Source organism: Methanogenium sp. S4BF, from assembly GCF_029633965.1.
In the GTDB taxonomy this organism is placed as follows: Archaea; Halobacteriota; Methanomicrobia; order Methanomicrobiales; family Methanomicrobiaceae; genus Methanogenium.
Genome location: NZ_CP091277.1, coordinates 278,161 through 302,873 on the forward strand (window position 1 = coordinate 278,161; position 24,713 = coordinate 302,873).

At 45.9% G+C, this 24,713-nt stretch carries 28 protein-coding genes and 2 tRNA genes; 21 read left to right on the plus strand and 9 right to left on the minus strand.

Annotation, left to right across the window (positions count from 1 at the left end):
• The first annotated feature begins 1 nt into the window (after nt 1).
• The 7 genes from L1S32_RS01360 to L1S32_RS01390 all read left to right on the plus strand — a co-directional run bounded on the left by L1S32_RS01360 (nt 2) and on the right by L1S32_RS01390 (nt 5,028).
• Entirely contained in the window at nt 2-193 is a 192-nt protein-coding gene (locus L1S32_RS01360) for a 30S ribosomal protein S27e (protein ID WP_278155591.1), read from the plus strand.
• A gap of 4 nt (nt 194-197) precedes the next feature.
• Complete coding sequence (locus tag L1S32_RS01365) at nt 198-983, plus strand: translation initiation factor IF-2 subunit alpha (protein WP_278155592.1); 786 nt, start codon at nt 198-200, stop codon at nt 981-983.
• Nucleotides 983-1,138, plus strand: a complete 156-nt coding sequence (locus L1S32_RS01370) for an RNA-protein complex protein Nop10 (protein ID WP_278155593.1) — start codon at nt 983-985, stop codon at nt 1,136-1,138. Before L1S32_RS01365 ends, L1S32_RS01370 begins: the two co-directional genes overlap by 1 nt.
• Complete coding sequence (locus L1S32_RS01375) at nt 1,131-1,877, plus strand: proteasome assembly chaperone family protein (protein ID WP_278155594.1); 747 nt, start codon at nt 1,131-1,133, stop codon at nt 1,875-1,877. Before L1S32_RS01370 ends, L1S32_RS01375 begins: the two co-directional genes overlap by 8 nt.
• A 43-nt stretch (nt 1,878-1,920) precedes the next feature.
• Nucleotides 1,921-3,021: an endonuclease Q family protein gene (locus tag L1S32_RS01380; protein WP_278155595.1), complete on the plus strand. Its 1,101-nt coding sequence runs from the start codon at nt 1,921-1,923 to the stop codon at nt 3,019-3,021.
• Between the two features lie 644 nt (nt 3,022-3,665).
• Nucleotides 3,666-3,845 carry a 4Fe-4S binding protein gene (locus tag L1S32_RS01385; protein ID WP_278155596.1) on the plus strand — a complete coding sequence of 60 codons (180 nt, stop codon included), beginning with the start codon at nt 3,666-3,668 and terminating at the stop codon, nt 3,843-3,845.
• The gene (locus tag L1S32_RS01390) at nt 3,835-5,028 is read left to right on the plus strand and encodes an NAD(P)/FAD-dependent oxidoreductase (protein ID WP_278155597.1); all 1,194 of its coding nucleotides are present in this window, start codon (nt 3,835-3,837) and stop codon (nt 5,026-5,028) included. The genes L1S32_RS01385 and L1S32_RS01390 overlap by 11 nt, the downstream gene beginning before the upstream one ends.
• Here the strand turns inward: L1S32_RS01390 and L1S32_RS01395 are convergent.
• Complete coding sequence (locus L1S32_RS01395) at nt 5,020-5,685, minus strand: TrkA family potassium uptake protein (protein ID WP_278155598.1); 666 nt, start codon at nt 5,683-5,685, stop codon at nt 5,020-5,022. The two genes, L1S32_RS01390 and L1S32_RS01395, sit on opposite strands and share 9 nt — an antisense overlap.
• Before the next feature lie 50 nt (nt 5,686-5,735).
• Here L1S32_RS01395 and rnhB point away from each other — a divergent pair, with 50 nt between their 5' ends.
• The 3 genes from rnhB (at nt 5,736) to L1S32_RS01410 (ending at nt 8,616) form a co-directional block, all read left to right on the plus strand.
• Nucleotides 5,736-6,380, plus strand: a complete 645-nt coding sequence (gene rnhB, locus L1S32_RS01400) for a ribonuclease HII (RefSeq protein ID WP_347403356.1) — start codon at nt 5,736-5,738, stop codon at nt 6,378-6,380.
• Nucleotides 6,381-6,435: 55 nt separating this feature from the next.
• The gene (locus L1S32_RS01405; RefSeq protein WP_278155599.1) at nt 6,436-7,734 is read left to right on the plus strand and encodes a site-2 protease family protein; all 1,299 of its coding nucleotides are present in this window, start codon (nt 6,436-6,438) and stop codon (nt 7,732-7,734) included.
• Between the two features lie 138 nt (nt 7,735-7,872).
• Nucleotides 7,873-8,616 (plus strand): tetratricopeptide repeat protein, encoded by a 744-nt coding sequence (locus L1S32_RS01410; RefSeq protein WP_278155600.1) that lies wholly within the window; start codon nt 7,873-7,875, stop codon nt 8,614-8,616.
• Here the strand turns inward: L1S32_RS01410 and L1S32_RS01415 are convergent.
• The 5 genes from L1S32_RS01415 to L1S32_RS01435 all read right to left on the minus strand — a co-directional run bounded on the left by L1S32_RS01415 (nt 8,610) and on the right by L1S32_RS01435 (nt 12,491).
• Entirely contained in the window at nt 8,610-9,470 is an 861-nt protein-coding gene (locus tag L1S32_RS01415) for an ARMT1-like domain-containing protein (RefSeq protein ID WP_278155601.1), read from the minus strand. The two genes, L1S32_RS01410 and L1S32_RS01415, sit on opposite strands and share 7 nt — an antisense overlap.
• 19 nt (nt 9,471-9,489) lie before the next feature.
• Nucleotides 9,490-9,564: transfer RNA gene (locus L1S32_RS01420), tRNA-Pro, on the minus strand.
• 251 nt (nt 9,565-9,815) lie between these two features.
• On the minus strand, nt 9,816-10,607 hold the full coding sequence (minD, locus tag L1S32_RS01425) for a cell division ATPase MinD (protein ID WP_278155602.1): 792 nt from the start codon (nt 10,605-10,607) through the stop codon (nt 9,816-9,818).
• A gap of 168 nt (nt 10,608-10,775) precedes the next feature.
• On the minus strand, nt 10,776-11,324 hold the full coding sequence (locus L1S32_RS01430) for a hypothetical protein (RefSeq protein ID WP_278155603.1): 549 nt from the start codon (nt 11,322-11,324) through the stop codon (nt 10,776-10,778).
• A complete protein-coding gene (locus tag L1S32_RS01435) occupies nt 11,325-12,491 on the minus strand; it encodes a hypothetical protein (RefSeq protein WP_278155604.1) in 1,167 nt (388 codons plus the stop codon). It lies immediately after the preceding gene.
• A gap of 131 nt (nt 12,492-12,622) precedes the next feature.
• Here L1S32_RS01435 and L1S32_RS01440 point away from each other — a divergent pair, with 131 nt between their 5' ends.
• Together L1S32_RS01440 and L1S32_RS01445 are read left to right on the plus strand one after the other, a co-directional pair.
• A complete protein-coding gene (locus tag L1S32_RS01440) occupies nt 12,623-13,042 on the plus strand; it encodes a roadblock/LC7 domain-containing protein (RefSeq protein WP_278155605.1) in 420 nt (139 codons plus the stop codon).
• A 2-nt stretch (nt 13,043-13,044) separates the two neighbouring features.
• A complete protein-coding gene (locus L1S32_RS01445; RefSeq protein ID WP_278155606.1) occupies nt 13,045-13,674 on the plus strand; it encodes a response regulator in 630 nt (209 codons plus the stop codon).
• A gap of 6 nt (nt 13,675-13,680) precedes the next feature.
• On the opposite strand, the gene L1S32_RS01450 is transcribed toward L1S32_RS01445, so the two are convergent.
• A complete protein-coding gene (locus L1S32_RS01450) occupies nt 13,681-14,088 on the minus strand; it encodes a phosphate-starvation-inducible PsiE family protein (RefSeq protein ID WP_278155607.1) in 408 nt (135 codons plus the stop codon).
• Between the two features lie 233 nt (nt 14,089-14,321).
• Between L1S32_RS01450 and L1S32_RS01455 the strand changes: the two genes are divergently transcribed.
• The 9 genes from L1S32_RS01455 (at nt 14,322) to L1S32_RS01495 (ending at nt 23,012) form a co-directional block, all read left to right on the plus strand.
• Nucleotides 14,322-14,395: transfer RNA gene (locus tag L1S32_RS01455), tRNA-Lys, on the plus strand.
• 83 nt (nt 14,396-14,478) lie between these two features.
• The gene (locus L1S32_RS01460; protein WP_278155608.1) at nt 14,479-14,733 is read left to right on the plus strand and encodes a DNA-directed RNA polymerase subunit H; all 255 of its coding nucleotides are present in this window, start codon (nt 14,479-14,481) and stop codon (nt 14,731-14,733) included.
• 20 nt (nt 14,734-14,753) lie between these two features.
• Nucleotides 14,754-16,313 carry a DNA-directed RNA polymerase subunit B'' gene (locus L1S32_RS01465; protein ID WP_278157113.1) on the plus strand — a complete coding sequence of 520 codons (1,560 nt, stop codon included), beginning with the start codon at nt 14,754-14,756 and terminating at the stop codon, nt 16,311-16,313.
• Entirely contained in the window at nt 16,310-18,136 is a 1,827-nt protein-coding gene (gene rpoB, locus L1S32_RS01470) for a DNA-directed RNA polymerase subunit B (protein WP_278155609.1), read from the plus strand. The genes L1S32_RS01465 and rpoB overlap by 4 nt, the downstream gene beginning before the upstream one ends.
• A 13-nt stretch (nt 18,137-18,149) precedes the next feature.
• Nucleotides 18,150-20,792 (plus strand): DNA-directed RNA polymerase subunit A', encoded by a 2,643-nt coding sequence (locus tag L1S32_RS01475; protein WP_278155610.1) that lies wholly within the window; start codon nt 18,150-18,152, stop codon nt 20,790-20,792.
• Nucleotides 20,792-21,955: a DNA-directed RNA polymerase subunit A'' gene (gene rpoA2, locus L1S32_RS01480; RefSeq protein ID WP_278155611.1), complete on the plus strand. Its 1,164-nt coding sequence runs from the start codon at nt 20,792-20,794 to the stop codon at nt 21,953-21,955. The genes L1S32_RS01475 and rpoA2 overlap by 1 nt, the downstream gene beginning before the upstream one ends.
• A 10-nt stretch (nt 21,956-21,965) precedes the next feature.
• The gene (locus L1S32_RS01485) at nt 21,966-22,256 is read left to right on the plus strand and encodes a 50S ribosomal protein L30e (protein WP_278155612.1); all 291 of its coding nucleotides are present in this window, start codon (nt 21,966-21,968) and stop codon (nt 22,254-22,256) included.
• A gap of 1 nt (nt 22,257) precedes the next feature.
• On the plus strand, nt 22,258-22,707 hold the full coding sequence (locus tag L1S32_RS01490) for a NusA-like transcription termination signal-binding factor (RefSeq protein WP_278155613.1): 450 nt from the start codon (nt 22,258-22,260) through the stop codon (nt 22,705-22,707).
• Between the two features lie 80 nt (nt 22,708-22,787).
• Nucleotides 22,788-23,012 carry a hypothetical protein gene (locus L1S32_RS01495; RefSeq protein WP_278155614.1) on the plus strand — a complete coding sequence of 75 codons (225 nt, stop codon included), beginning with the start codon at nt 22,788-22,790 and terminating at the stop codon, nt 23,010-23,012.
• A 12-nt stretch (nt 23,013-23,024) separates the two neighbouring features.
• Here the strand turns inward: L1S32_RS01495 and L1S32_RS01500 are convergent, their stop codons facing one another.
• Nucleotides 23,025-23,618 (minus strand): DOMON domain-containing protein, encoded by a 594-nt coding sequence (locus tag L1S32_RS01500; protein ID WP_278155615.1) that lies wholly within the window; start codon nt 23,616-23,618, stop codon nt 23,025-23,027.
• A 31-nt stretch (nt 23,619-23,649) separates the two neighbouring features.
• On the minus strand, nt 23,650-24,690 hold the full coding sequence (locus L1S32_RS01505) for a DUF1786 domain-containing protein (protein WP_278155616.1): 1,041 nt from the start codon (nt 24,688-24,690) through the stop codon (nt 23,650-23,652).
• Between the last annotated feature and the right edge of the window lie 23 nt (nt 24,691-24,713).

Below are 24,713 nucleotides of genomic sequence, written 5' to 3' on the forward strand. Positions count from 1 at the left end.
AATGGTACGGATTAACCGAGAGAACCGGAGCGCTTTTTACAAAGTAAAGTGCCAGGACTGTGAAAATGAACAAATTATCTTCCAGCGGGCAAGCACAACCGTTGACTGTGTTGTCTGCGGAAGTGTTCTTGCAGAACCATCCGGCGGAAACGCCCGGATTCATGCTGAGATCATCGAAGAGCTGAGTGAGTAATTCTATGCTAGAGAGAGAATGGCCTGACGAAGGTGAACTTGTTGTCTGCACGGTTGCAAATGTAAAAGATTTCGTTGCATTTGTAACACTGGATGAATATGATGAACGTGAAGGCCTGATCCCGATTGCTGAGGTAGCCCGCGGCTGGATTAAGCATATCAGGGATTATGTCCGTGAAGGTCAGAAGGTTGTATGTAAGGTTCTTCATGTCGAAAGATCCAAAGGCCATATCGATCTCTCGCTAAAGGATGTAAACGATCATCAGCGCAAGGAGAAGATCCATGAGTGGAAGAACGAGCAGAAAGCACTGAAATGGATTTCATTCATATCAGCTGCATCGGGCGCTGATGAAGAATCAATACAGAATCTTTTTTACCGTGAATATGGGGCATTATTTCCGGTATTTGAAGATGTTATCACGGATGAAAAAGCAACTCTTGAACGTCTGAATCTGGATAAGAAAGTTTCAGATGCACTGATTTCAGTCGCCAATGAGAATGTGAAATTATCGAAAGTCACCATTACCGGAAATCTGATTCTGACATCAAACAAACCAGATGGGGTGAATGTGATTCGTCGGGCATTACGCAGTGCTCAGCCCAGTATTGAGGGGGTTGAGATTGAACTGGTGTATGTCGGTGCCCCGAAATACCGTGTAAAAGTGACTGCACACGATTACAAGACTGGTGAAAAGGCTATCAACAAAGTTGCCAAAGCTGCAATTGGTGTTGTTGAACGTGCCGGCGGCACCGGGGAATTTGTCCGGAAAGCACGTTCTGGTAAAAATTAATGGCCGGAAAAATTAGACGATGCCCGTCTGATGGAACATATACCCTCAATTTTTCCTGTCCGCAATGCGGGGCAGTAACCCGGACTGCACACCCGGCCCGGTATTCTTCGCAGGACATATTTGGAAAATACCGACGGAGAGTTCGTTATGGATGATATTCGTATAAAAATGCTCACTGATGAGAAGTATCATGCTGATATTCTTATTGAAGGTCTCCCTGGTGTAGGTCAGGTTGGAAAACTTGTTGCTGAGCATATGATTGAAGAATTTGGCGCAGAAAAAATTGCAGAGATCACATCCATTTACTTTCCTCCGCAGGTGCTTATCGATGAAAACGGCGTTGCCCGTCTTACCCGTAATGAAGTGTACCTGGTCAGTAAAGATGATCACTCAATTGCATTTCTTGTAGGCGATGTTCAGAGCGGGTCTGCAGAGGGGCATTATCTGCTCGCAGAAGTGTATCTTGACATTGCGGAGGAATTGGGGGTAAAACAGATCTATACTCTTGGAGGGTATGGAACCGGCCATTTACAGGAAGAAATTCAGGTATTTGGGGCAGTCAATGATCCTGCTCTGAAGGAGCCCGCTGAAAAAGCAGGAGTGGTTTTTTCAAAGGATGAACCGGGTGGTGGAATCATTGGTGCATCCGGGCTTCTTCTGAGTCTTGGAGCTGAACGTGGAATCGAAGGGATGTGTCTGATGGGGGAAACCTCCGGATACATTGTTGACCCGAAGAGTGCTCATGCAGTTCTGGGCATTCTGAGTGCCCTGACCGGCCTTGACATCGATGACACGAAGCTTGAAGAGCGTGCCACTGAAATGGAAGGGATTGTTGAAAAGATTCGGGAACTTGAGAATGCGAAAGCCGAAGAAGAACTGAGCTACATTGGCTGAGATGCAACTCAGTGCAGATCTTCATATTCACTCTCCCTTTTCTATGGCCGTGTCAAAGGCCATGTCTCCGGAACGCCTCCTTGAAGCGGGGCGGATAAAAGGTATCGAAATCCTGGGTACTGGTGATGCTCTTCACCCCGGGTGGCGTTCATTGTGGGCAGATTATATGGATAATGATGAGGGTATTCTCATTGTCCCAACCATGGAAGTTGAAGCGCAGGGGAAGGTGCACCATCTCATCATGGCTGACACTCTTGACGCTGCAGCGGCGATCGCTGATGCTTTCAGCCCTTTTAGTAACAATATTACAACATCAGGCCGCCCGTATGTCTCTTTAAGCGGAGAACAAATTCTTGATATTGTGCATGAATGTGGGGGGATTGTCGGGCCCGCACATGCTTTTACTCCGTGGACCGGGATGTATGGCAGGTTTGACAGTCTGAAGGGGTGCTATGGCTCAGGAATCCCTGATTTTCTGGAGTTGGGCCTTTCTGCCGACAGCTCATATGGAGCGGGTATAGCTGAACTGGACGGGTTGCCGTTCCTCTCAAATTCTGATGCTCATAGCCCATCTCCTCTGAAAGTAGGGCGCGAGTTTACCCGGATCAGGATACATACGAAGACATCAAAGTCAGTGATTCAACATATTTGTGCTGGAGATATTTCCCTGAATGCCGGATTTTTTCCTGAAGAAGGAAAATATAACCGGACCGCATGTACCCGGTGCTATACACATTTCTCGTTTGATGGGGCTAAACGGCTGTCCTGGTGTTGTCCATGTAATGGCGGACGGATTAAAATGGGTGTGCGTGATCGTGCTCTCCTTCATGCAGGTGAAGGATTTTCAGTTCGCCCTCCCTACGTTCATATGGTTCCTCTGGGGGAAATCATCCGTACGGTGATGGGTGCATCATCTCCGCTGACGCGAAAGTGTCAGGCATTGTATACAAAGCTGACAGAAGTGTCTGGGTCAGAGATATCTGTTCTTATGGACATACCGTTGCCGGATATCTCCGCTGTAAACGATAAAGTGGCTCGTGTAATTTCAGATATCAGGGATGGGGTTGTTATTCTTCATCCGGGTGGTGGCGGAAAATATGGCACCCTTGCCTTTCCGACACTTTGCAATGAGTCCGAATTATAATGCTGAATTTTTCTTTCACGGATTATTGAAGAAATGAGTATACTGATCCATGTGGGCGGGGGGTGCACCTGGCAGATCCTATCCGGAGTATTATTGGAATGGATACATTATTTCCTGTATGTTCGGGTAATATTTTGTGGGGGATGTTTCACGGATCAATCGGATTTGAGAACGCCTCCTCCTGTTTGGTATTATCTATTTTCTGCCTTTGTTGCCAGTCCTTTATGTTCTCATTGTTCCGGGTGGCTGAAACCGGCTGCATCTGATTATATGTCTGTACAGTAATCCGGGGGGTGGCATGCCGGTTGGGGATGGGGGATGGGGGATGAAATCTCCGGGGCCGGAAATGTGGTTTTTATCTGCGCGTACTGGACGTCGGTTATCCTGTCTCACTGTTGTGGCGGAAATTGTTTTGATTTTTCTGCACAGGGGGATTTTTAAAATGATTTGTACTATTATCAACATTACGGCAGGAATTCTGGATACCATTGGCTGAGAGGGGTTATTTGATGATATATATTTGCTGATGGCAGGGTATTTTGCGCGTTTTTCATAAATCAAGGAAGAGAATTAATGTATGATCTTTACATTTCGCCCCATACTGAAAGGAAGGATTATACTTCGTAATGACCAAATTATTCAAAATGCTTGTCATCAAAAGGGAAGTGTGCGGCTACTGCGGTGCCTGTGTTTCGGTCTGTCCGGAAGGTGCACTCGAACTGGTAGATGCTTACCTTACTGTTGATCCTGAAAACTGTATCGAATGTGGGATATGTTCCAAAATCTGCCCTCTTGGTGCTCTGGAGATGAAGAATGCAGAATAAATATGATGTTCTGATTATTGGAGGCGGTCCTGGCGGGGCGATGGCCGGAAAGGCTGTAGCAGAAGCGGGCCTCTCCTGTTGCATTATAGAAAAGCGCCCGGCCATTGGTGCACCTGTACGGTGTGCAGAGGGTGTGGGGAATGAAATATCAGAACTTGTTGATCTGGACCCGAAATGGATCTCATCAAAGATTGAGGGTGCTCTGCTCGTTGCGCCGGATGGGCAGACTCTTGAACTGAATCCTGAAATGGCAGGGAATGAAGTTGGTTATGTCCTTGACCGAAAAATCTTTGATCGTGAACTGGTCTGGAAGGCAGCCAATGCAGGCTGTGATGTATTTGTCAAGTCACGTGCAAGCAGTGCAATCATAAAAGATGGCAAGGTCTGTGGTGCAACAATTGAGAGCGGGGGCAAAACCGTTGAAGTATATGCCGATGTGGTGATTGCTGCAGATGGAGTTGAATCCAAGTTTGCCCGCTGGTGTGGTATTGACACGACTGTCCCCATGGCAGAAATTGAGACCTGTGTGCAGTACCTTATGACCGATATTGATATTGATCCCGGTCTGAATGCGTTTTACCTTGGGCGTGAGGTTGCTCCCGAAGGATATGTCTGGATCTTCTCCAAGGGTGAGCGCACTGCAAATGTTGGTATCGGCATCTCCGGAAAGATGTGCAAAGAGGGTAAACGTCCAAAAGATTACCTGGATGCTTTCATTGCAGAACATTTCCCGAATGGCAAGATCATTGAGTTAATCGTTGGTGGTGTTTCTGCGTGCAAACCACTGGCCTGTACGGTAGCAGATGGTCTTATCATAGTGGGTGATGCCGCGAGGCTGAGTGATCCAATAACCGGTGGTGGAATTATCAATGCCATGTATACCGGAAAACTGGCCGGTGAGGTTGCGGCAGAATGCATTGCGTCCGGTGACTGCAGTAAAAAAGCTCTGATGAAATATGATACCGAATGGCGCAGTTCCAAGATGGGAAAGGGCCTGAAACGGAATTATCAGGTGAAAGAGATATTCATCAAACTCAAGGATGAAAAACTTAATTCAATCGTAAACTCTGTGAATAAGCTGGATATGGAGATATTTGATACCAAGTACCTTATTCGTGAACTGGTCAAATACAATCCCTGGCTCTTAAAAGATATCGGAACCCTCAAACGGTTGTTAGACTGAGTATTTCAGCTGCCGGTTGAGAATATGCAGACAATCTTTTTCTGCATCCTTTTTTGTGAACACAATTATTTTGTCGCCTTTCCTGATGCGCACTTTACCGCTGGGAATGATGATATCCCCTTTTTCTCTTTTGATTGCGATGAACACGAAGTCGGTTACCTCGAGTTCTTTAATTTCGTGATCAATCATCGGTGCATCATCATCAACATCTACTTCAAAGATGGATCCTCCCGGTATTGATGCAAGCTGGTGAAGATCTGTATTTTCTGACCAGAAATAGAGCCGTTCAGCAACAAGTTCGTCCGGGTTTTCACTTATGTGCACGCCAACCTCTTTGAACATCTCAGAGTGATCTACCTGGTTCACGATGGAAACTACGTTTGGAACATCAAATTTTTTTGCTAACCAGCAGGCCATCAGGTTTACTGCGTCATCACTTGTAGTTGCAATAAGTGCCTGTGCGCGGTCTATTCCGGCATCCAGAAGGATCGATTTATTGGTTGCATTTCCGGCAATAGCAAGGACATCATAATGGTCGATAATCTCGTTGCAACGCTCTTCATCCTGGTCGATTACTGCTACTGAATTCCCATTTTCAACCGACATGGCCGCAAGTGCCCTGCCGATACCTCCGAGACCAATGATGATGGTATACATCAAAATGCGTATCAATCACACCTATTGATATAGGTTGTGGATTGAACCGTATGTACGTGATCTGTGGTATCGATGAAGCCGGGAAGGGGTCTGTACTTGGCCCGATGGTCGTTGCTGGTGTATTGGCCTCTGATATGGCTGAGGTGGCAGCAACGGGCGTTGCCGATTCCAAAACCCTCTCCCGAAAACGTCGTGAGTCACTTTATGAAGTGATCACAGGAAAATTTGTTACTGCCTGTACAATCATCTCCGCTCAGGAAATTGACCGTCTCCGCGCAGAAATTTCAATGAATGAGATCGTTGCACGGGCACATGCGGATGTGATACGTCAGCTCCCCTGTGACACTGCATTTGTGGATGCATGTGATGTTAATGCAGAACGGTATGGGAGGACGGTTTCTGCATATGTGGGAGGAGATTGTTCGATTGTATCGGAGCATAAGGCAGACGTACGGTTTCCGTTGGTAAGTGCTGCTTCCGTTGTTGCAAAAGTTACCCGTGATCGATGCATTGACGGGCTTCATGAAGAATTTGGCAATTTTGGGAGCGGTTACCCGTCAGACCCGTATACAATACGGTTTCTTGAGACGTATATTTCTGAATTTACACGTCCTCCCTCCTGTGCCCGTTCGTCTTGGGAAACGACACGGAGAATCATGGATCGTCTCTCACAGCCATCTCTCTTCGATTTCTGATGCGATCCGGGTGGTATACAACTGTTTATAATCACTGAAGCCAACGATATACTGAATGGAATGGCTATTAATCGGCGTTATTGCAGTTATTGTTTATGCCCTCGTTGCTGGTTATATTAAATATGCACACCTGTGGGAGGATCATGTTACCTTTTATGGGCCCATTCTTGCACTAAAGACTGAAAAGGTAGCATTTTTTGATTATTTCAGGCGACAGGCAGGATTCTGGCGTGGATATGGGACCCTTGGCGCCATCCTTGTGGTTGTTATCTCAGTTGTTATGTCTGCACTTTTGGTTCTGGGAGTCTATAATTCAATGATGAATCCGCCTTCACCGGAAGGAATTTATGAACCACAGAATATTCTTGCTATTCCCGGAATCAATGATTTCATTCCGATTACTCTTGCAGTACTTATCGGGTTTTTCGTGACGCTTGTTGTCCATGAATTTGGGCATGCTATTCTCTGCAGGGTTGAGGATATCCGGGTAAAAAGCACGGGAATCCTCTTTGCCGTTATCCCTATCGGTGCTTTTGTAGAACCTGATGAGGAAGAGGTTGAGAGGGCTGCCCGTTCTTCAAAAATCCGGATGTATGGGGCCGGCATCACCAACAATATTGTTGTTGCACTGGTTTGTTTTGCTGCAATTGTTGTTTTAATGGGGATGGCTACGCCATCATCCACACCGGTGATTCAGGGGGTGTATATGGATTACCCTGCTGATCTGGCAGGAATTTCTCCTGATTCGATTATTTATGCTGTCAATGGAGTCATGGTGGAATCTGTAACTGATGTCTCAGACATTCTGCAGACCACCACTCCGGGAGATGCTCTGACAGTAACTACGCTGAAAGATGGCGTTCATTCTGATCATACTCTTATTCTGGAAGAGTGGCCTGAAGAGCTGAGCAATAAGTCGGGTGGATTTATGGGTGTTGTGTATTATTCCCCTGAATCGGCTGAATATTTGTTCAACAATCTCATAAAAAGTCCTCTTGGTCCTCTTCTTCTGCTCTATGTGCCGATAAACACTGTCATTGATGATGACAGCATGAATCTTGGGATTCTGGCTTTTGATGTGGCATATGTGGATATGTGGGAGGTGCCTTTTTCCGGATTCTGGGGGGTAATTCAGATACTTTTCTGGACATTCTGGTTCAATCTGGCGGTTGGAACATTTAATGCGCTTCCGTTTATTCCACTGGATGGGGGTTATATCATGCAGGAAGGTGTTGCACGATTTTTTGAAAAGCGGGGCCGCAGTGACCTTGCACCAATCGTGGTATCGGTTATCAGTTCACTGATGATAGCGGTTATTCTTCTTCTGCTGATCATTCCATACATTTTTGGCTAAAAACTCTTTTTTAATACACATTTTTGCAGCTGTACTGATGAATCAGATTACGGATTTTCTGCTGACACGAAAAACTATGCTTATGTATAATATGTGTGTAATAGAAAAGTATCATTATAGGAAAAGGTATTTGCATATATGTCGCGAATTCCGGCAAATAAACTGTATGCCCTTGGCTGGTACAATGAAGGCATTGCTCATCTGAAGATCAATCAGTTTGAAGAAGCGATGCAGTTTATTAATACAGCACTTGATGCATTACCGGAAAATCCTGATTTCTTAATTGGGAAGGGCGATGTGTATCTTTCTCTTGGAAATTATGAAGAGGCCTATTATTATTATCGAAAGGCCGCTGATAATGAACCGGAGAATTTTCGTGCATGGCTGAATATGGGAACCGCACTCATGCGCCTGGAAAATTATACTGATTCTCTTGGGTGCTTTCGCCAGGCAAACAAAATAAAAAATCATGATGGAGAGGTCTGGCTCGGAATTGGTATCTGTCTCCTCAATCTTGGCGAAACGGATGAAGCTTCAAATGCACTAAAGACTGCAATTCGTTTAAAGCCGAATCAGCCTGCACTCTGGTATCATCTTGGGAGAATTGAGCGTGATACGGGGAAGGCTCTGAAACTCCTTATGCGTGGATACCGGATGGATTCAAACAATATTGATATTCTCCTTGAAATGACCCGGATTTATATCCAGCTGGGAAATCAGGAAGAGGCGGGGAAGGTGCTTGAACGGGCATATGAATTATCTCCCAAAAATCAACGTGTTGTTGAGATGATGGAATACTATGTTCTGGAAACGACCTGGAATGAAGTATTTGATAAATCGTATCATGAAAAATCAGAAGATGAGGAATTCTCTCATCATTGATTTGTAAGCATTGCAATCCGTGATCCTTTCTGTACGCCAATTGAATCTGCAATCGGAATGCATTTGACTGTCATGCAGTATGCAACAGGGGGGAGCCCTTCAATCTCGGTCAGGGATTCGTAATTTGCCATCCCTTTTGCAATGATGATTGTGGCACTCGCAATTGCGCTCAGAAGCTCTTCTGGTGCCAGGTCTGGATTATATCCGAGTTCAGCGACTCCATTGGTATTGGTCAGAAGGGCATCACATATGGCATCTATTCCTGCTGTATGTGCATCTTCCAGTGTTGCGTCGTTGATAATAGGTCCTCCGCGAACAACTACTGTGATGTGGGATCCCTGTTCCTTCAGAAAACGTATCAGGTATGAATCGAAGATAATCTCTCCACAGTTATCGCAGAAAAATACTACCCGATCAGAAAGTCCTAAAATCTGCTCAGTATCATCAATTGTCAGACCTTTTTCAAATTCATTTGAAAAATGTGCAACAAGGTTTTGCGTCACTGCATGTTCTTTCGATCCATAATCAAGGGTGTTTCCAATAATTGCTGCGAGGCAGAGGTCGCGAAAATCCATAGTCCCGGTGATCACTTTTTCGCATGCATCGCGCGCATCAGAATTGTCCTTTTCTTTTAATGACTTATATGGATCTATGGATCCCATCTCTTCATATGCAAGACGGTGAACTCTGCTTGAGATTTTGGGTGCTGCCTCATTCCTTTTGCAAAGCTCTGTGAGAAGATTTCTGCATTTTTCTGTGATTTCTCCTGTTTTTTTGGGATCTGTGCAGATCAGATCACAATTATATTTGATGCGTGAAAGGAGGCAGTCAAAACAACGTTCAGTAATTTTCATATGAATTCCAAAAAAATAATGGGGCCACTGCGATTCGAACGCAGGTCAGAAGACCCCCAGTCTCCTAGGATGGTCCAGGCTACCCTATGGCCCCGCCTTATAGTGTATGTTTGCTTTCTTTATCTAACTTCCTTTTTGAAAATTAGAATTTGGTATTTTTAAAATCCTCAACATTCTTTGTAAGTACCTCAATCTCATTTGATGTCAGATTTACCTTCCCGTTAAGGTTGTTCATTTCTGTTAACAACTGGTTAATTCGTGTATGCATTAGTTTTACCACAAAAAGAAGGAAAACAATAACCATTCCGAACAATACCAGCATCACTCCTTCTGCAGTCGTGACAATCATTTTTTTCCCTTGAATATTGAACGAGCAAGTCTGTCAATGAAGCTTTCTCGTGATTTTTCGTTCTCCTCGTTTTCTGAATATGGTGTTCCGGCAATGTTAGCTGCAATTCTTCTGTAAGCTTTTGCTGCATCCGAATCCGGATATTTAACCACTATTGGTGCTTTATAAGCAGCTGATCTGCGGGTATTCGGATCCTCGGGAACGATTCCTATCACTTTCACTCCGAGGACCTCCTCCATTTTTTGCTTTGAAACTTCTGTGTTTTCCATCGTTGCACGTGTAAGTATGGCACCTTTTACGCTTCCTCCCACAAGCTCTGTCAGTATTTTTGTCTTCAATGCATCCACCATGGACGATAATTCCGGATTAACAATCAGAATCACTTCATCTGCGATGGCGAGCGGAATCACACCGTCCCGACTAATTCCTGCTGGTGCGTCGATGATGAGAAATTCACATTTCCCAATCAGTTCACGCATTACATCCCGCAATCTGTCTGGATCAGCATTCTGAAATCCTTTCAGTGATATGCCACTCGGAACAACTTTGACGCCACATGGTCCTTCGTAGACCGCCTCAGATACCTTTGCGTTTCCTGCAAGAACTTCGTGAAGTGTAATGGGTACGTCTTCCAGCCCCATGATGATGCCGAGGTTTGCCATCCCCATGTCAGCATCCATCACGTACGTTTCTTTTCCCAGTTCAGCAAGGCATGTGCCAAGGTTAGCTGATGTTGTGGTTTTACCCGTTCCCCCTTTTCCTGACGCTATAGTGTAAACTTTAACCATGAATACCTCTCAAATTCGTGGATTATACACACTAGTTCTGTGGTTTTGTATTATTTAATATGTATGGGTTATTGCAAATCAAATTCGATGTTTAAAAAAGCCTTTCAAATTAAAGTTTCCACAATTATTATATGCTGATGTAAAAAAAACTGAATAAATTTTAAATACTTATAGCCAATGGGAAAGGATTGACTTTCCGTCCCGTATCATCATGTCTGCCCGTTCCCCGGGAATCTTTTGCGTAGTTCTGCATAATATCAGAATTTCTTCGCCCCTGTATTCGAGAGGGATGATGTGGGTGTCACCAATTTCTGTTATTGCATTTACCTGATATCTTGCGGTAAGGTTTGCTGCCTCCTGCTCGCTGTCCGCATGTGATGAGGCAATTGAAAACCCGTCCTTTGATGCCAGTGTTGCTGAATCAAGGTCATATTTTATGGTGTAGCGTTTCATGCTGTCATTGATGTCAGAAACTCCTTCTGTGAGATTGACATCGTGTATGGCGGGATTTTTCGGTTCCGGAATAATCTCTTCTGCCTGTTGTTCTTTTCTTTCTTCCTGCTTTTTTTGTGTCTGCGTTTCTTCACGAATTATCGTCTTGGTTCCATCTGCCACCTTATGCTGAAGATCAAACACTTTGTATGTCAGAACTATCAATGCAATAAACAGGATAACAACGATAATGCCCAGAATAATCAGATAACTATCTTCAATCATTTATGTCTCCGGTCCGTTTTTTTTGGCTTTTCTGTCATTTATCAGGTATTCGAGATCAAGTTCTTTTATAACATCTCTGAAATTATCCCGCACTCTGGATTCCATCAGTTCCATGTCCATATTTTCAAGGGTGTTAACTTGTTTTGCAAATTCATCCAGTTCGTCATCATCCGGTATGTCTGTAATCTCCACGCCATGCTTCGATATTTCGGTGATGCTGGTCTGTTCTGGTGCTCCTGAATTTTTGTCCTCTCTTTTGGAATTCGGCTCCCCGACATCTTCTTCAGTATTTTCGTCGAAGTGATTTTGATTATCTTCAATAATTTCCTTGGATAATGACCGAATTGATACTCCCGTTCCTTTGGTCCAGGTATTGGCCCAATATCCATCATTGAATTCCAGTGCAAGATCCATCTGCTGGTGGGACAGATCGTACAGTTCGGCTGTTACCTTCTTTCCGAAGTCCTTTTGGATATCTCTGGTCGCTTCTTCCCCATATTTGGGGGGGTAATCAATCATGATGCACATTCCGTTACGATAAATAATGGAGGCTTTCCGAACACCTATGTCTATTACCATATATCCTGAGAAATTTTTCTCTTCAGCAAAATTGATAATATTAAGGAGGGGGACTGATTTTTGGATTGCGACAAATTTCCCTCTTGGAAGCTGGAAATCACTTTTTGGTTTTCTAATCTTTGGATTTACTGCAGGGCGGAATTCAAATAATGTGTTAATGTCCTTTGTTGAGTCCGGCCTGATTGAGTCCTCCGAGAGCTGCTGACGTTTTACTTCAGCCATAATTTTTGAATCTGGTACTATTTCCTTCTCCTCTTTTTTTATCGGCAAGGGATTTTTTTTGGGAAAAACAACGGTGCAGTCAACATTAAATTCGGTACTCAGTCCAATCTGTGTCTCGGTAAATGTGTACAGTTCCGCAGATACGCTGGATGGATCCTTTTCAATTCGTTTATATGCGTCAAATCCACAAAATTGTCCTGTTTTTGCCAGTATGCATCTGCCTTCCCTGAATACGATGGATGCATTACCCGAATTCAGGTATATATTGCAATGGCCGGTGAATTTTTGTCCAGAAATTTCTTTAAAGAGTATGGATGGTTGAATATCCTTCTTAACTGAATGCAGCGTCCCCCGAGGCAATTGCATACTATTTAAAAATTAAAATTGTGATGTAATAAATCTGTTGTCTTTTTCCAATTTTTACTGGTCGATTTTCTGATGATGCAGATTCAACAAATGAATGGGTTACACGAAAATATTGAATAGATATATGTGATATGGGATCCAATCTGGACATAACCTCAAAATCTACCCGGGGCGTGGCCGTGAGTAATATAGCTTCAATTAAAAGGCAGGTTGCAACATATCTGGATGAATGTATGGCCCTTGATGGCGTTTCAGGGTGTGCTGTTGTTTCACGCACAGGTGCGCTCATAGGCCAAAGGATGGATCGGAGTCTTTCTGCTCTGTCTTTTGCAGCGATGGGTGCTACTATTCTTGGTTCATCGGAGGCAGCGGCAAGTATGGTGCATTTTTCGCGTCCTTCTTCAGTTTTTGTTGAAGTTGATGACGGAGGGATTCTCGTCCTGGGTGCCGGTAATGATGCGCTAATAACGGTAATTATTAATAAATCGGCCGATATACAATCATTAAAAAGGGAACTGGCGGTTATTGCGGATAATATTGGGGAGGAGTAGATATGTATACAATTCTGATCGTTGATGACAGCCCGATGATCGTTGACGTATTTGTTGCCATGCTTGAACGGGGCGGTTATCGGCCTATTGCAGCATATAGCGGCAACGAGTGTCTGGAAGTGCTGGAGGATGTAAGGCCTGACCTTATTCTTCTGGACATTATGATGGAGCCGATGGATGGGTGGGAAACGCTTGAAAATATAAAAATGAATGCATCGACTGCTGATGTTCCGGTGATGATGCTCACGGCCAAACAGCTGACTCCTGATGAAGCACAGGAGTATGGTGCTTATATTGAAGATTATATCATGAAGCCGACTACTCACCGTCAGCTGTATGATGCTATAGAATATGTGCTGAAACGTCAGGAAAAGATCAATAAGGATATCGAGGCAGCAAAGGGCAGGGGTACTGATGCGCAGATTATTGAAGAATATGAGCGACTGAGCAAAAGTGCGGATGTATCCCGTCGTCTTCTGAAGATACTGGAATCTACCTATAATCTCAATGATTCTAACGTTAAAGTCGGGGAAAATATTCAGCAGGCTATTGAAAGCATGGAGATGAGTATTAAATTCCAGGAAGAACGGCTTGAACAGATCTCAAAAGAATGTCTTCACCTAAAAAAATAAAAAAATCTATTTTTGCTCTTTTCCAAGGTAAATTATTGCTATTGTCAGGATGAGCACAGCCAAAATTGCGAGTATTACTTCTCCCAGGAGAAGTGTTGTTAATGGCTCTGTGTCAAAAAACAGCAGCCTTCTGACCATGGCGGTGATGCCCGCTATTAGTATGGGTCGTATCTGTATTGTGTGTGTCCGCAGATAGCCCGTTACGGTTTCCATAATTTCGATGATGACGATTGTCAGGAGTACTGCATGCAATGCCTTCATCATGCCTGATTCCTTTGACCCGGTTATCATCATTTCAAATCCGGCGGTGGCATCAAAGAGTGATAGGGCGGCGAGGATGAGCAGGACTATTGCTATGAGTATATAGATCAGGTAGGTCCCTGAAGAAAGAATGTCGACAATTTTTTCTTCCATTTGTTCATATTCTTTTTTCATTTCATCTGCCCTTTGACGACAATACAATTTGGTGTTTCCATGCATTATCTATCTTTACATTGCGTGTCGCAGGGTGTGTTTATAAAACATTTGGTGCTATATGCGCGGGATTCATTCCTTTTCTGGGGAAATTGCAAAATCCTGTTTTTAAGTGTGAGATACATTTATATACTTCCAAATCCCACTAATTATGCTGATTCCATCAGTAATCAGGGCCCATAGCTCAGCCAGGAAGAGCGCCTGGCTTTTAACCAGGTGGTCGGGGGTTCAAATCCCTCTAGGCCCGTTGCCACAAAGGCATGTGGCGCAATGTATGATTTTTTGCGGTGATGCATCTGAAAAAAATCAGGTACTGATCAGGGGCGTTAGATGGACACCAAAGATTTTTCTGTAATTGAACATGTGATGGTTCCAGAACATCACGTAATGACCCGGGAGGAAGTAGAAGATCTTCTGCAGAAGTATGGGATCTCCTATGACCAGTTGCCCAAAATCTATCATGATGATCCAGCTGTGAAGACGATTGATGGAAATGTCAATGATGTTATTCGAATTGTAAGAAACAGCCAGACGGCAGGCCGTGCGGAATCATTCCGGATGGTTGTCAAGAGGCCGAAAAAATAAACCTATTGAGGGTGATCTCTCTGCTTGATACAAATGTACTATCTTCAGCCTATTTTTCACGGGAACATGTAGCACGCCATCAGCTGGATTCATATAATAATTTTCTGGATTTCAATCTTCAGAAAGTTGTGGATGAACAGCGGATCATTGAGACTGATATTGGTCAGCGTGGGAAAGACAATGAACCCGTGTGGGTTGAACTTGGAAAAATTGAAGTTTTAAAACCAGTTGTAAGAGAAGCGGACGGTTCCCAGTCCGGCCTGTTTCCCTGTGAATCCCGACTGAGAAACCTGACCTATGCAGCACCAATTCGGCTTGATATGGTGCTTGTTCAGGGTGATGAGCGCCAGGAGGCTATTGTAACTACCATTGGCCAGTTACCGGTAATGGTTGGTTCGCAAAGTTGCAATCTGTTTGGAATGTCTGATGAGGAACGGATCTCTTTTGGGGAAGATTCTCATGACCCGGGTGGTTATTTCATCGTTAATGGTTCAGAACGTGTTTTAATGACCCTTGAGGATCTTGCCTCCAATAAGATTATGACCGAATACACGGAGCGCTACAATGAGAGAATTTACGTTGCGAAAGTATTCTCCCAGTTCCGTGGATATCGTGCTCTTGTCATTGTCGAACGAAACAGGAAAAATCTTCTTGAGGTATCGTTCCCGTCCGTTGCCGGCCACCTCAGATATGTGGACCTGATGCGTGGACTGGGACTGGGCAATGATCTCGATATTGTGCATGCAGTTTCTGACGATGAGCAGATCCTTACCTTCATGATGCAGAATCTTGAAGAGAGTGAGTGCGATGACACCGAAGAGGGTATCATGTATGTCGGGAAAAAGCTTGCTCCGAACCAGACGAGGGATTATCAGCGCAAACGAGCAGAATTTGTTCTGGATAATTATCTTCTTCCTCATCTGAACTATCTGATGCCGGAAGGACTGAAGGAAGAGGATCCCGGATACCAACAGGCAACGGAGAGTGTCAGGCTTGCAAAGGCATATTTCCTTGGAAGGATGGCCGAGGCATGTTTTGATCTGGTTCTCGAGAACCGGCGGATTGATGACAAGGATCATTACTCTAACAAGCGGCTGAAACTTGCCGGAGATCTGATGGAGGATCTCTTCCGGATTTCGTTAAACCGGCTGACCCGTGATGTTAAGTATCAGCTTGAGCGTGCAAGCATGCGGCACCGTGATCTCTCTATAAGCACTGCTGTTCGTGCAGATGTGCTGACAGAGCGTCTGCTCCATCCACTTGCCACAGGAAACTGGGTCGGTGGACGTACTGGTGTTTCACAGCTTCTCGACAGGATTGATCACATGGCAGTTGTGTCCCACCTGAGAAGGGTTATCTCTCCACTGTCACGTTCACAGCCCCATTTCGAGGCTCGTGATCTGCACCCGACACAATGGGGGCGGATTTGTCCTTCTGAGACTCCTGAAGGTCCGAATTGTGGTCTTGTGAAGAACTTTGCACAGATGGTTGAGATCTCAAAAGGTGTTCCTGATGAGCAGGTAATTAACAGAATGCTCTATAATCTTGGTGTTGAAGAACTGAAACGGGAGGTATTATGAGCAACAGTCATAAAAAGTCCCGTGTTTTTGTAGACGGTGCGCTGATAGGTCTTTCGGATACCCCCAATGAGTTGGTTGCCCGGGTCCGAAAGATGAGGCGGCGGGGTGAACTTTCGTCTGAAATTAACATCTCGTACAAGGAATACAACAAGGATATTATCATTCACACCGACAGGGGCCGTGCCCGCCGCCCGCTTATCGTAGTTGAGGAAGGGAAGCCACTGGTCACTGAGGAGGATCTCGAGTGGCTGAAGTCAGGTGAAATTGACTTTACCGATCTCATCTCCCGTGGAATCGTGGAGTATATCGATGCAGAGGAAGAGGAAGACCTTTTCATTGCCATGAATGAGTTCGAAATCACACCTGAACATACCCATCTTGAGATTGATCCTGCACTGATTCTTGGTATCGGAGCAGCACATGTTCCATTCCCGGAACACAATGCATCACCTCGTGTCACCATGGGTGCAGGTATGATCAAACAGGCTCTCGGATTTGGCTGCTCGAATATGAAGCTTCGTCCGGATACCCGTGGTCATCTTCTTCACTATGCGCAGAAGCCTCTTGTGCATACACAGACCTCTGAGATTATTGGCTCTGATGACCGGCCTGCCGGTCAGAATCTCGTTGTTGCCATTCTTTCGTATGAAGGGTTCAATATTGAGGATGCTCTCATTTTCAACCGGGCATCTATCGATCGCGGTGTTGGGCGCTCACACTTTTTCAGAACGTATGACGGAGAAGAACGCCGGTACCCCGGAGGTCAGGTTGACAAAATCGAAGTGCCCGATGAGGAAGTATCCGGAGCGCATGGTGCTGAATATTATCAGAACCTGGACACTGACGGAATAATCAACCCCGAGACCGTTGTTCATGAAAAAGATGTTCTTATCGGTAAAACCTCTCCTCCCCGTTTCCTTGAGGAGCCGTCCGGTGAGCTGATTACTGTTGAGAAGCGTCGTGATACCTCGGTTACCATGAGGAGCAATGAGCGGGGTATTGTTGATACGGTCATCCTGACTGAGGGAGAGAACAGCTCCCGTCTTGTGAAGGTCCGTACCCGTGACCTCAGGGTTCCGGAAGTTGGTGACAAATTTGCATCACGTCACGGACAAAAAGGTGTCGTGGGGCTTATCGTTCCTCAGGAAAATATGCCCTTTACTGAGGCAGGCATTGCACCCGATCTTGTCATTAATCCGCATGCAATTCCATCACGTATGACCATCGGTCATATGCTGGAGATGTTGGGTGGTAAGGTTGGCTCCATGGAAGGACGCCGGATTAAAGCTACGGCATTTTCCGGAGAACCTGAGGAGAGTCTCAGGAAATCGCTTGCATCTCTTGGATTTTCCCATAATGGGCGTGAAGTGATGCGGGATGGTATTACCGGAAGACAGTTCCACGCTGACATTTATATTGGCGTCATCTATTATCAGAAGCTGTATCACATGGTGTCCTCGAAGATGCACGCCAGATCACGTGGCCCCGTGCAGGTCTTAACCCGTCAGCCAACAGAAGGACGTGCCCGTGAGGGTGGTCTCAGGTTTGGTGAGATGGAGCGTGATGTCATGATCGGACACGGCGCGGCAATGGCCCTGAAAGAGAGGCTTCTTGATGAGTCTGACAAGGTCGAACAGTTTGTCTGTGCAAAGTGCGGCATGATTGCGTTCCTCGATCGGAACAGAAATGTAACGCGCTGTCTGGCATGTGGAAATGAGATCGATATCTATCCGGTTGAGATGAGTTATGCTTTCAAACTGCTCCTGGATGAGATGAAGAGTATGGGTATTGCACCCAGGATGCACCTGGAGGACCAGGTATAGGGGGGTAAAAAATATGCCAAGTCCAAAACGAGTGGGGAAGATTGAGTTTGGTCTTCTCTCTCCAAAAGAAATCCGTAAGATGAGTGTACGGAAAATTATCTGGGCAGATACCTACGATGACGATGGTTTTCCCTATCCCCAGGGTCTGATGGATCTTCACCTCGGTGTTATTGACCCGGGATTACGGTGTAAAACATGTGGTAACAAGGCATCAGACTGCCCGGGGCATTTTGGCCACATTGAACTGGCCAAACCGGTCACTCATGTTGGATATACACGACTGATTCGGAAATTACTCCGTGTAACCTGTCGTGAATGCAGCCGTCTTCTGCTGAGTCCGGACGAAGTACACAAGGTGCTTGGTCCTGAAGATGAGCGGAATTCGGATGTTATCTCTGAAAAAGATATCAAAAAAGAGCGGATTTGTCCGCACTGCGGTGCCCAGCAGAATAAGATCAACTTTGAGAAGCCAACAACATTTTCAGAGATCTGGACTGATGAAACCGGCCGCAAGGTAGATCACAAGCTGACTCCTGCTGATATCCGGAGTCGTCTGGAAAAGATACCTGACGAGGACCTTCGCCTCCTTGGAATTAACCCCGATGTTGCCCGTCCTGAGTGGACCCTTCTGACGGTTCTTCCTGTGCCTCCTGTTACGATGAGGCCATCGATTATTCTTGAGAACGGACAGCGTTCTGAAGATGATCTGACGCACAAGCTTGTTGATATCATCCGTATTAATCAGCGATTCAAGGAGAATCAGGATGCTGGTGCTCCGCAGTTGATCATCGAGGATCTCTGGGAGCTGCTGCAGTATCACGTGACAACCTACATGGACAATGAGGTTGCAGGCTGTCCACCGGCACGACACCGTTCCGGCAGGCCTCTCAAGACTATATCCCAGCGTCTGAAGGGTAAGGATGGCCGTTTCAGAGGATCACTTTCCGGTAAACGTGTGAACTTCTCAGCACGTACAGTCATTTCACCCGATCCGAATATGAGTATCGGTGAGGTGGGTATTCCTCTTGCTGTTGCAAATGAGATGAGTGTCCCTATCCGTGTAACTCCGTTTAATATCGAAGAAGTCAGGGCGATGGTTCTGAAAGGTCCGAATCGGAAATCACTGACAGAGTCATGCGGTGCAAATTATGCAATCCGGCCTGACAACAGAAGAGTCAGACTGAATGATCTCACCTGTGAGACTGTTGCTGAACAGCTTGAACCCGGGTGGACAGTTGACCGTCAGCTGAGAAACAATGACATTGTTCTCTTCAACCGTCAGCCCTCTCTTCACCGGATGTCAATCATGGCTCACCGGATCATTCTGATGAACGGAAGAACATTCCGCCTGAATCCTGCGGTATGCCCACCATATAATGCGGATTTTGATGGTGATGAGATGAACCTTCATGTCCCACAGACCGAAGAGGCACGGGCTGAAGCCCATATGCTTGCGTCTGTATATGAGAATATTCTCTCACCACGTTTTGGTGGACCGATCATCGGAGGCATCCACGATCACATCTCAGGTATCTTCCTCTTAACCCATACGCTGCGGTGGTTTACCAAGGAGGAAGTGATCTCATTAATTAAGTTTAATCCGCCTGAACACCTCCCCAAACCCGGCAGGGTAGAGGATGGAAGAGAATACTGGTCAAATAAACAGGTATTCTCAATGATCCTCCCTGACGACCTGAACCTTGTATTCCGTGCCAGTTCGTGTAAGGACTGTGCGGTATGTAAAAAGGGCGAATGTGAGCAGGATTCATATGTGCAGATTGCCAATGGAGAACTCCTGACCGGAACAATCGATAAGAAATCAATTGGTGCGTTCAAGGGGAATATTCTTCAGCGGACTATTCGGCAGCATGGACAAAGGCGCGGTGCACAGTTTATTGATGATGTCACCAAGCTCTCAATCCGTGCAATTATGTTTGATGGGTTTTCCTTCGGAATTGATGACGAAGATCTCTCAAAGACCGAGTATAAGCAGATTGACGAAGGACTTGACGAAGCGATGCGCGACGTCGAACGCCGGATTCAGATCTATGAAGAAGGTCAGCTTGAACCGATGCCCGGCCGAACGCTCGAAGAGACTCTCGAGATGCAGATCATGCAGGTGCTTGGCAAGGCCCGTGATAAAACTGGTGAGATTGCAGGGCGTCACCTTGGTCTGTCCAACAGTGCTGTGGTAATGGCTGTCAGTGGTGCGCGTGGTTCAATGTTGAACCTTACCCAGATGGCAGGTTGTATCGGTCAGCAGGCAGTGCGTGGTGAGCGTATTACCCGTGGATATGAAGACCGTACATTACCTCATTTCAAACGTGGGGACCGGGGTGCTCCTGCTCATGGATTTGTGCGCAACAGCTACAAAAGCGGACTGACACCGACTGAGTTCTTCTTCCACGCGATTGGTGGTCGTGAAGGTCTTGTCGATACTGCGGTTCGTACCTCACAGAGCGGATACCTACAGCGGAGAATGATCAATGCACTTCAGGATCTGAAGGTGGCATATGATCTGACTGTCCGCACAACAGGCGGGAGAATTATTCAGTTCCAGTATGGTGAAGACAATACCGATCCTTCAAAGGCTTGTTTTGGAGATCCGGTCGATGTCCGGGGAATTCTTGAAAATGTGCTAAAGGAGGAGGTCTGATGGATTCCAGAATGATTGAAGAGATCGATGCAGCACAGATCCCGGAAAAAACGAAGACCGACCTGAAAAAATTAATGGAAGGTCATGCGGTCTCTTCAGAGCAGTTTGAAGAGATTATGCGGCAGGTACACTATGAGTATGGGAAAACCCGCATTGAGCCGTGTGAAGCAGTAGGTGTCATTGCAGCACAGTCTATTGGTGAGCCTGGCACGCAGATGACCATGCGAACATTCCACTATGCGGGTGTCGCTGAAATTAACGTTACCCTGGGTCTGCCACGTCTCATTGAGATTATGGATGCACGAAAAAGTCCATCCACACCCACAATGACCATCTATCTGGAAGGGGATTATGCCAATAATCGTGACCGTGCCCGTGATGTGAGCTGGCAGATTGAGGCAACACGCCTTAATGAGTTTGGCGATGTTGCAACCGATCTCGTTCAGATGATGGTGACGGTAAAAATAAACCGTGAAGTATGTGAAAAACGTAAAATCACGGTTGAAGAGATCATTGAACGGGCCCCGGATAAAATCAGGCAAAAGCGCCATTACCGTGAATTTGAATCTGAATCGGATATTGATAACGAGTTGCTGATCTTCTACCCAAAGGACCGTGAGAGTTATCAGAATCTGTTTCAGATGGCAAATCATGTGCGCGATGTAATTGTGCAGGGTATAGACGATATTGAGCGTGTTGTTGTCAGAAAGGAAGGTGGAGAGTACATTCTTTATACCGAAGGCTCAAATCTTAAGGATGTATTCAACGTGGGCGGTGTTGACAAAAATCGTACACGGACAAATAACATTGCTGAGATCTCGGAGGTTCTGGGAATCGAAGCTGGCAGAAATGCAATCATCGATGAAGCTCTGAGCACGCTGCGTGAGCAGGGTATCGATGTTGATGTTCGCCATATAATGCTGGTTGCGGATATGATGTGCATGGAGGGTGAAGTCAAACAGATCGGACGTCACGGCATTGCCGGTGAGAAAGAGAGTGTTCTCTCCCGTGCAGCATTTGAAGTAACAGTAAATCACCTGCTCGATGCAGCAGTAGCAAATGAAGAAGATATCCTCCAGGGTGTCACAGAAAACGTCATCGTCGGCCAGCCAATTCAGCTTGGAACCGGAGATGTAAAATTAATTGCAAAACCATTTAATTAGGAGCAAAATTATGGATTTCGAAAGCTCGTTGCGCCGTGCAATAAAAACAGGAAATGTATTAAGCGGCCAGAAATCAACAAAAGAATGCATTGAAAACAAGACAGCCAAGATGGTTGTTGTTGCTGAGAATTGCCCGGAAGAATTTGTAGCATACCTTTCTGGTAAACAGGATACCTTCATCTATACCTATGACGGTTCAAGCGTAATGCTTGGAAAAGCATGTGGGAGACCTCACATGGTAAGTGCCCTTGCAGTTGTCGATGCCGGGGAGTCTGACATCCTTTCACTAAAGAGGGCATAATATGGGAGAAATTGTACTGAACGAGCAGAGCCTTCAGCTGATGTCTCAGTTTGAACAGCTGACCGGTGCAGGAAGTAGGGACTGCATCATCGACGAGAGAAATGAACGTCTGATCTTCGTTATAAATCCGGGTGAGATGGGCCGTGCTATTGGAAAGCAGGGCTCAAGCATCAAGAAAGCATCTGATGAGTTAGGGAAGCGCATTGAGGTTGTCGAATTTTCCGATGATGCCGAACAGTTCCTCAGGAATTGTTTCCTCCCTGCACGTGTTACGTCAGTTATCTTTGAAGAAAATGAAGATGGTGACCTTGTCGCGTTTATCGATGTTATCGAAGAAGACCGTGGCATTGCAATTGGCAAGGCCGGGAAGAATATTTTCAAGGCAAAGTGTCTTGCAGAACGTCAGCACGATATTACGAATGTTCAGCTCGTTCAGGATGACGCTGAATAATTCCGTCTTTTTTTTAGAAAATTATTTGTTCTTATATGCTCAGCTGAGTGCATGAACGTTGCATCAGGTGTCATAGAGATATGATTCAGGATATTGCATATCTGGTGGTTTTCGGCCTTCCTCTTGTGGTGGTTGCCGGTATTGCGACACTTCTTGGTTTTGCCGGTACTGCAGCAATTGCACTGGCACACCGGAGGGGAATAAAGCAGGCCTCCTTCACCCTGCATTATCGGTTTGCGATATTCTCTCTGGCCCTTGGGGTATTTCATGCCGCACTGGCGTTATCGGTGTACTATGGATTTTGAGCTCCGGCAGGATCAGAGGATTATTGTCTCACTTCCTTTTCCGGTATTATGTTTAAAGAGGGGAGCATCGGTGTCAGCCTGTGCCCAAATAATGGTGACTTCCGTACCAGCTGCCAGCACTTTATCATAGGGGTCTTTGGTATCTGTTCTTCGGGAAAATTCGACAACAGTGCCGTCTGCCTGTTCGATTGCATTGAATTCAAGGATATCAAATGTTCCCCCAAGTTCTGTGTCACGGGGGTGGGGGCCGGTTATTCCCGTTGAGAACATGTCATATATGTAGGGGATTCCGTCGACGGTTCCTCCGAGGATAATATCTGCATCTTTCATACGATTCGTTGGCTCAAACCCAATGCCTGCCCAGCCTGAAGATGTGGTTTCAAGGCCCAAAAAAATGGTTTCATTCACGAACCTCCAGTGAATGACAAAATTACCGTCATTTACGGAAAGAGACTTTGCATATTCATCCTCAGCAATCACGCCGTCAGGACTCCAGGGGTAAAACCCCTGTGATTCCTCTATTGTCGTGTCTGGTGGTATCTCATCTGAGCATCCGGCGACAGCTACTATCAGGAGAAATACCGCACATATTTTTACTGCATCCATGACCATCTGGTATGGGTGAGAGATAATAAAGTTAGGGGCTGCCTGATCTGGTCTTCATCCATGTGGAGAGAAGTCCGAAACAGCCTGTCAGCATCATGTCGCCATACGGTGACGCCTGATATGCATCCGGAATGAGGAGTCTGCGGTTTGGGCCGGTAACGGCGATGAGTGACGAACTGCATGCGTGGTGTACTGCTGCTCCATGCCCGTTGTCATCAAATACCTCTTCATTTGTCAGAGAGCCTTTCTGGAGTTTTGTAAGGTAATCCCGGCATGTTCCGCTATTCAGCAGCACTCCTGTGTGATGTTCAAAAACTCCGCAGATCTCTTCTCCCACTATGGTAAAAGCCAGTGTATGGCCGTTTCCTGCATTTACGATGGTCACACCCTTGTCCCGGGCATCCCGCACAACCGGGTCCTGAAGTGCACCCAGCACTGCGGCAGCGCCGGTATCCATTACAAGTGCATGAGGCTCTGTCTCAAGAATTGCATGCATCCTGGTCATCGATGCATCCGGGGGATCCTGAATGAGTGAGCTGATATTCCAGTTTCCTCTTTCAAGAGTCTCTTTCAGATGGAGAAATCTGAATTTTCGGTTGCTCATATGCGGACTATAGCCGTGGTCCTGCACTGCGACTGCCAGATTTTTTGGATATTCAATGCCAAACCGTGAAAATGTCTCCTTCAGTTCGGCTTTCATATAATCCCCGGTCCGGATAATGAAGGCATCTTCCGGAGGGGTATCGGTGATCGTAACGCCGATGCTCTTAACGTAATCAAGATTGTCACGAATAGATAGCGCTGCTGAGGGTGTTGCAGAGAGCTTCAGACCTTTTGGAAGCCATTGCTTAATGGTCTGGGTATTTTTCCCTCCCCCCATCACAGGCCCTTCGAGATGGACTGCTTTTCCCTCTGCTGCAGCCTTCTCAATTGCCATCCCTGTTATCACATTTGGTGACGGCAGAACCATTTTGATTGAGTTTTCAATAGGCTGGTTCGGTGAATAGAGTAATATGTCCTGTGTCCCCTTCCCTACGTCAAGGAGGAGGATCGGTTCGGATGGCCCTCTCATGATTCATTCAGTATGGGAGGTGA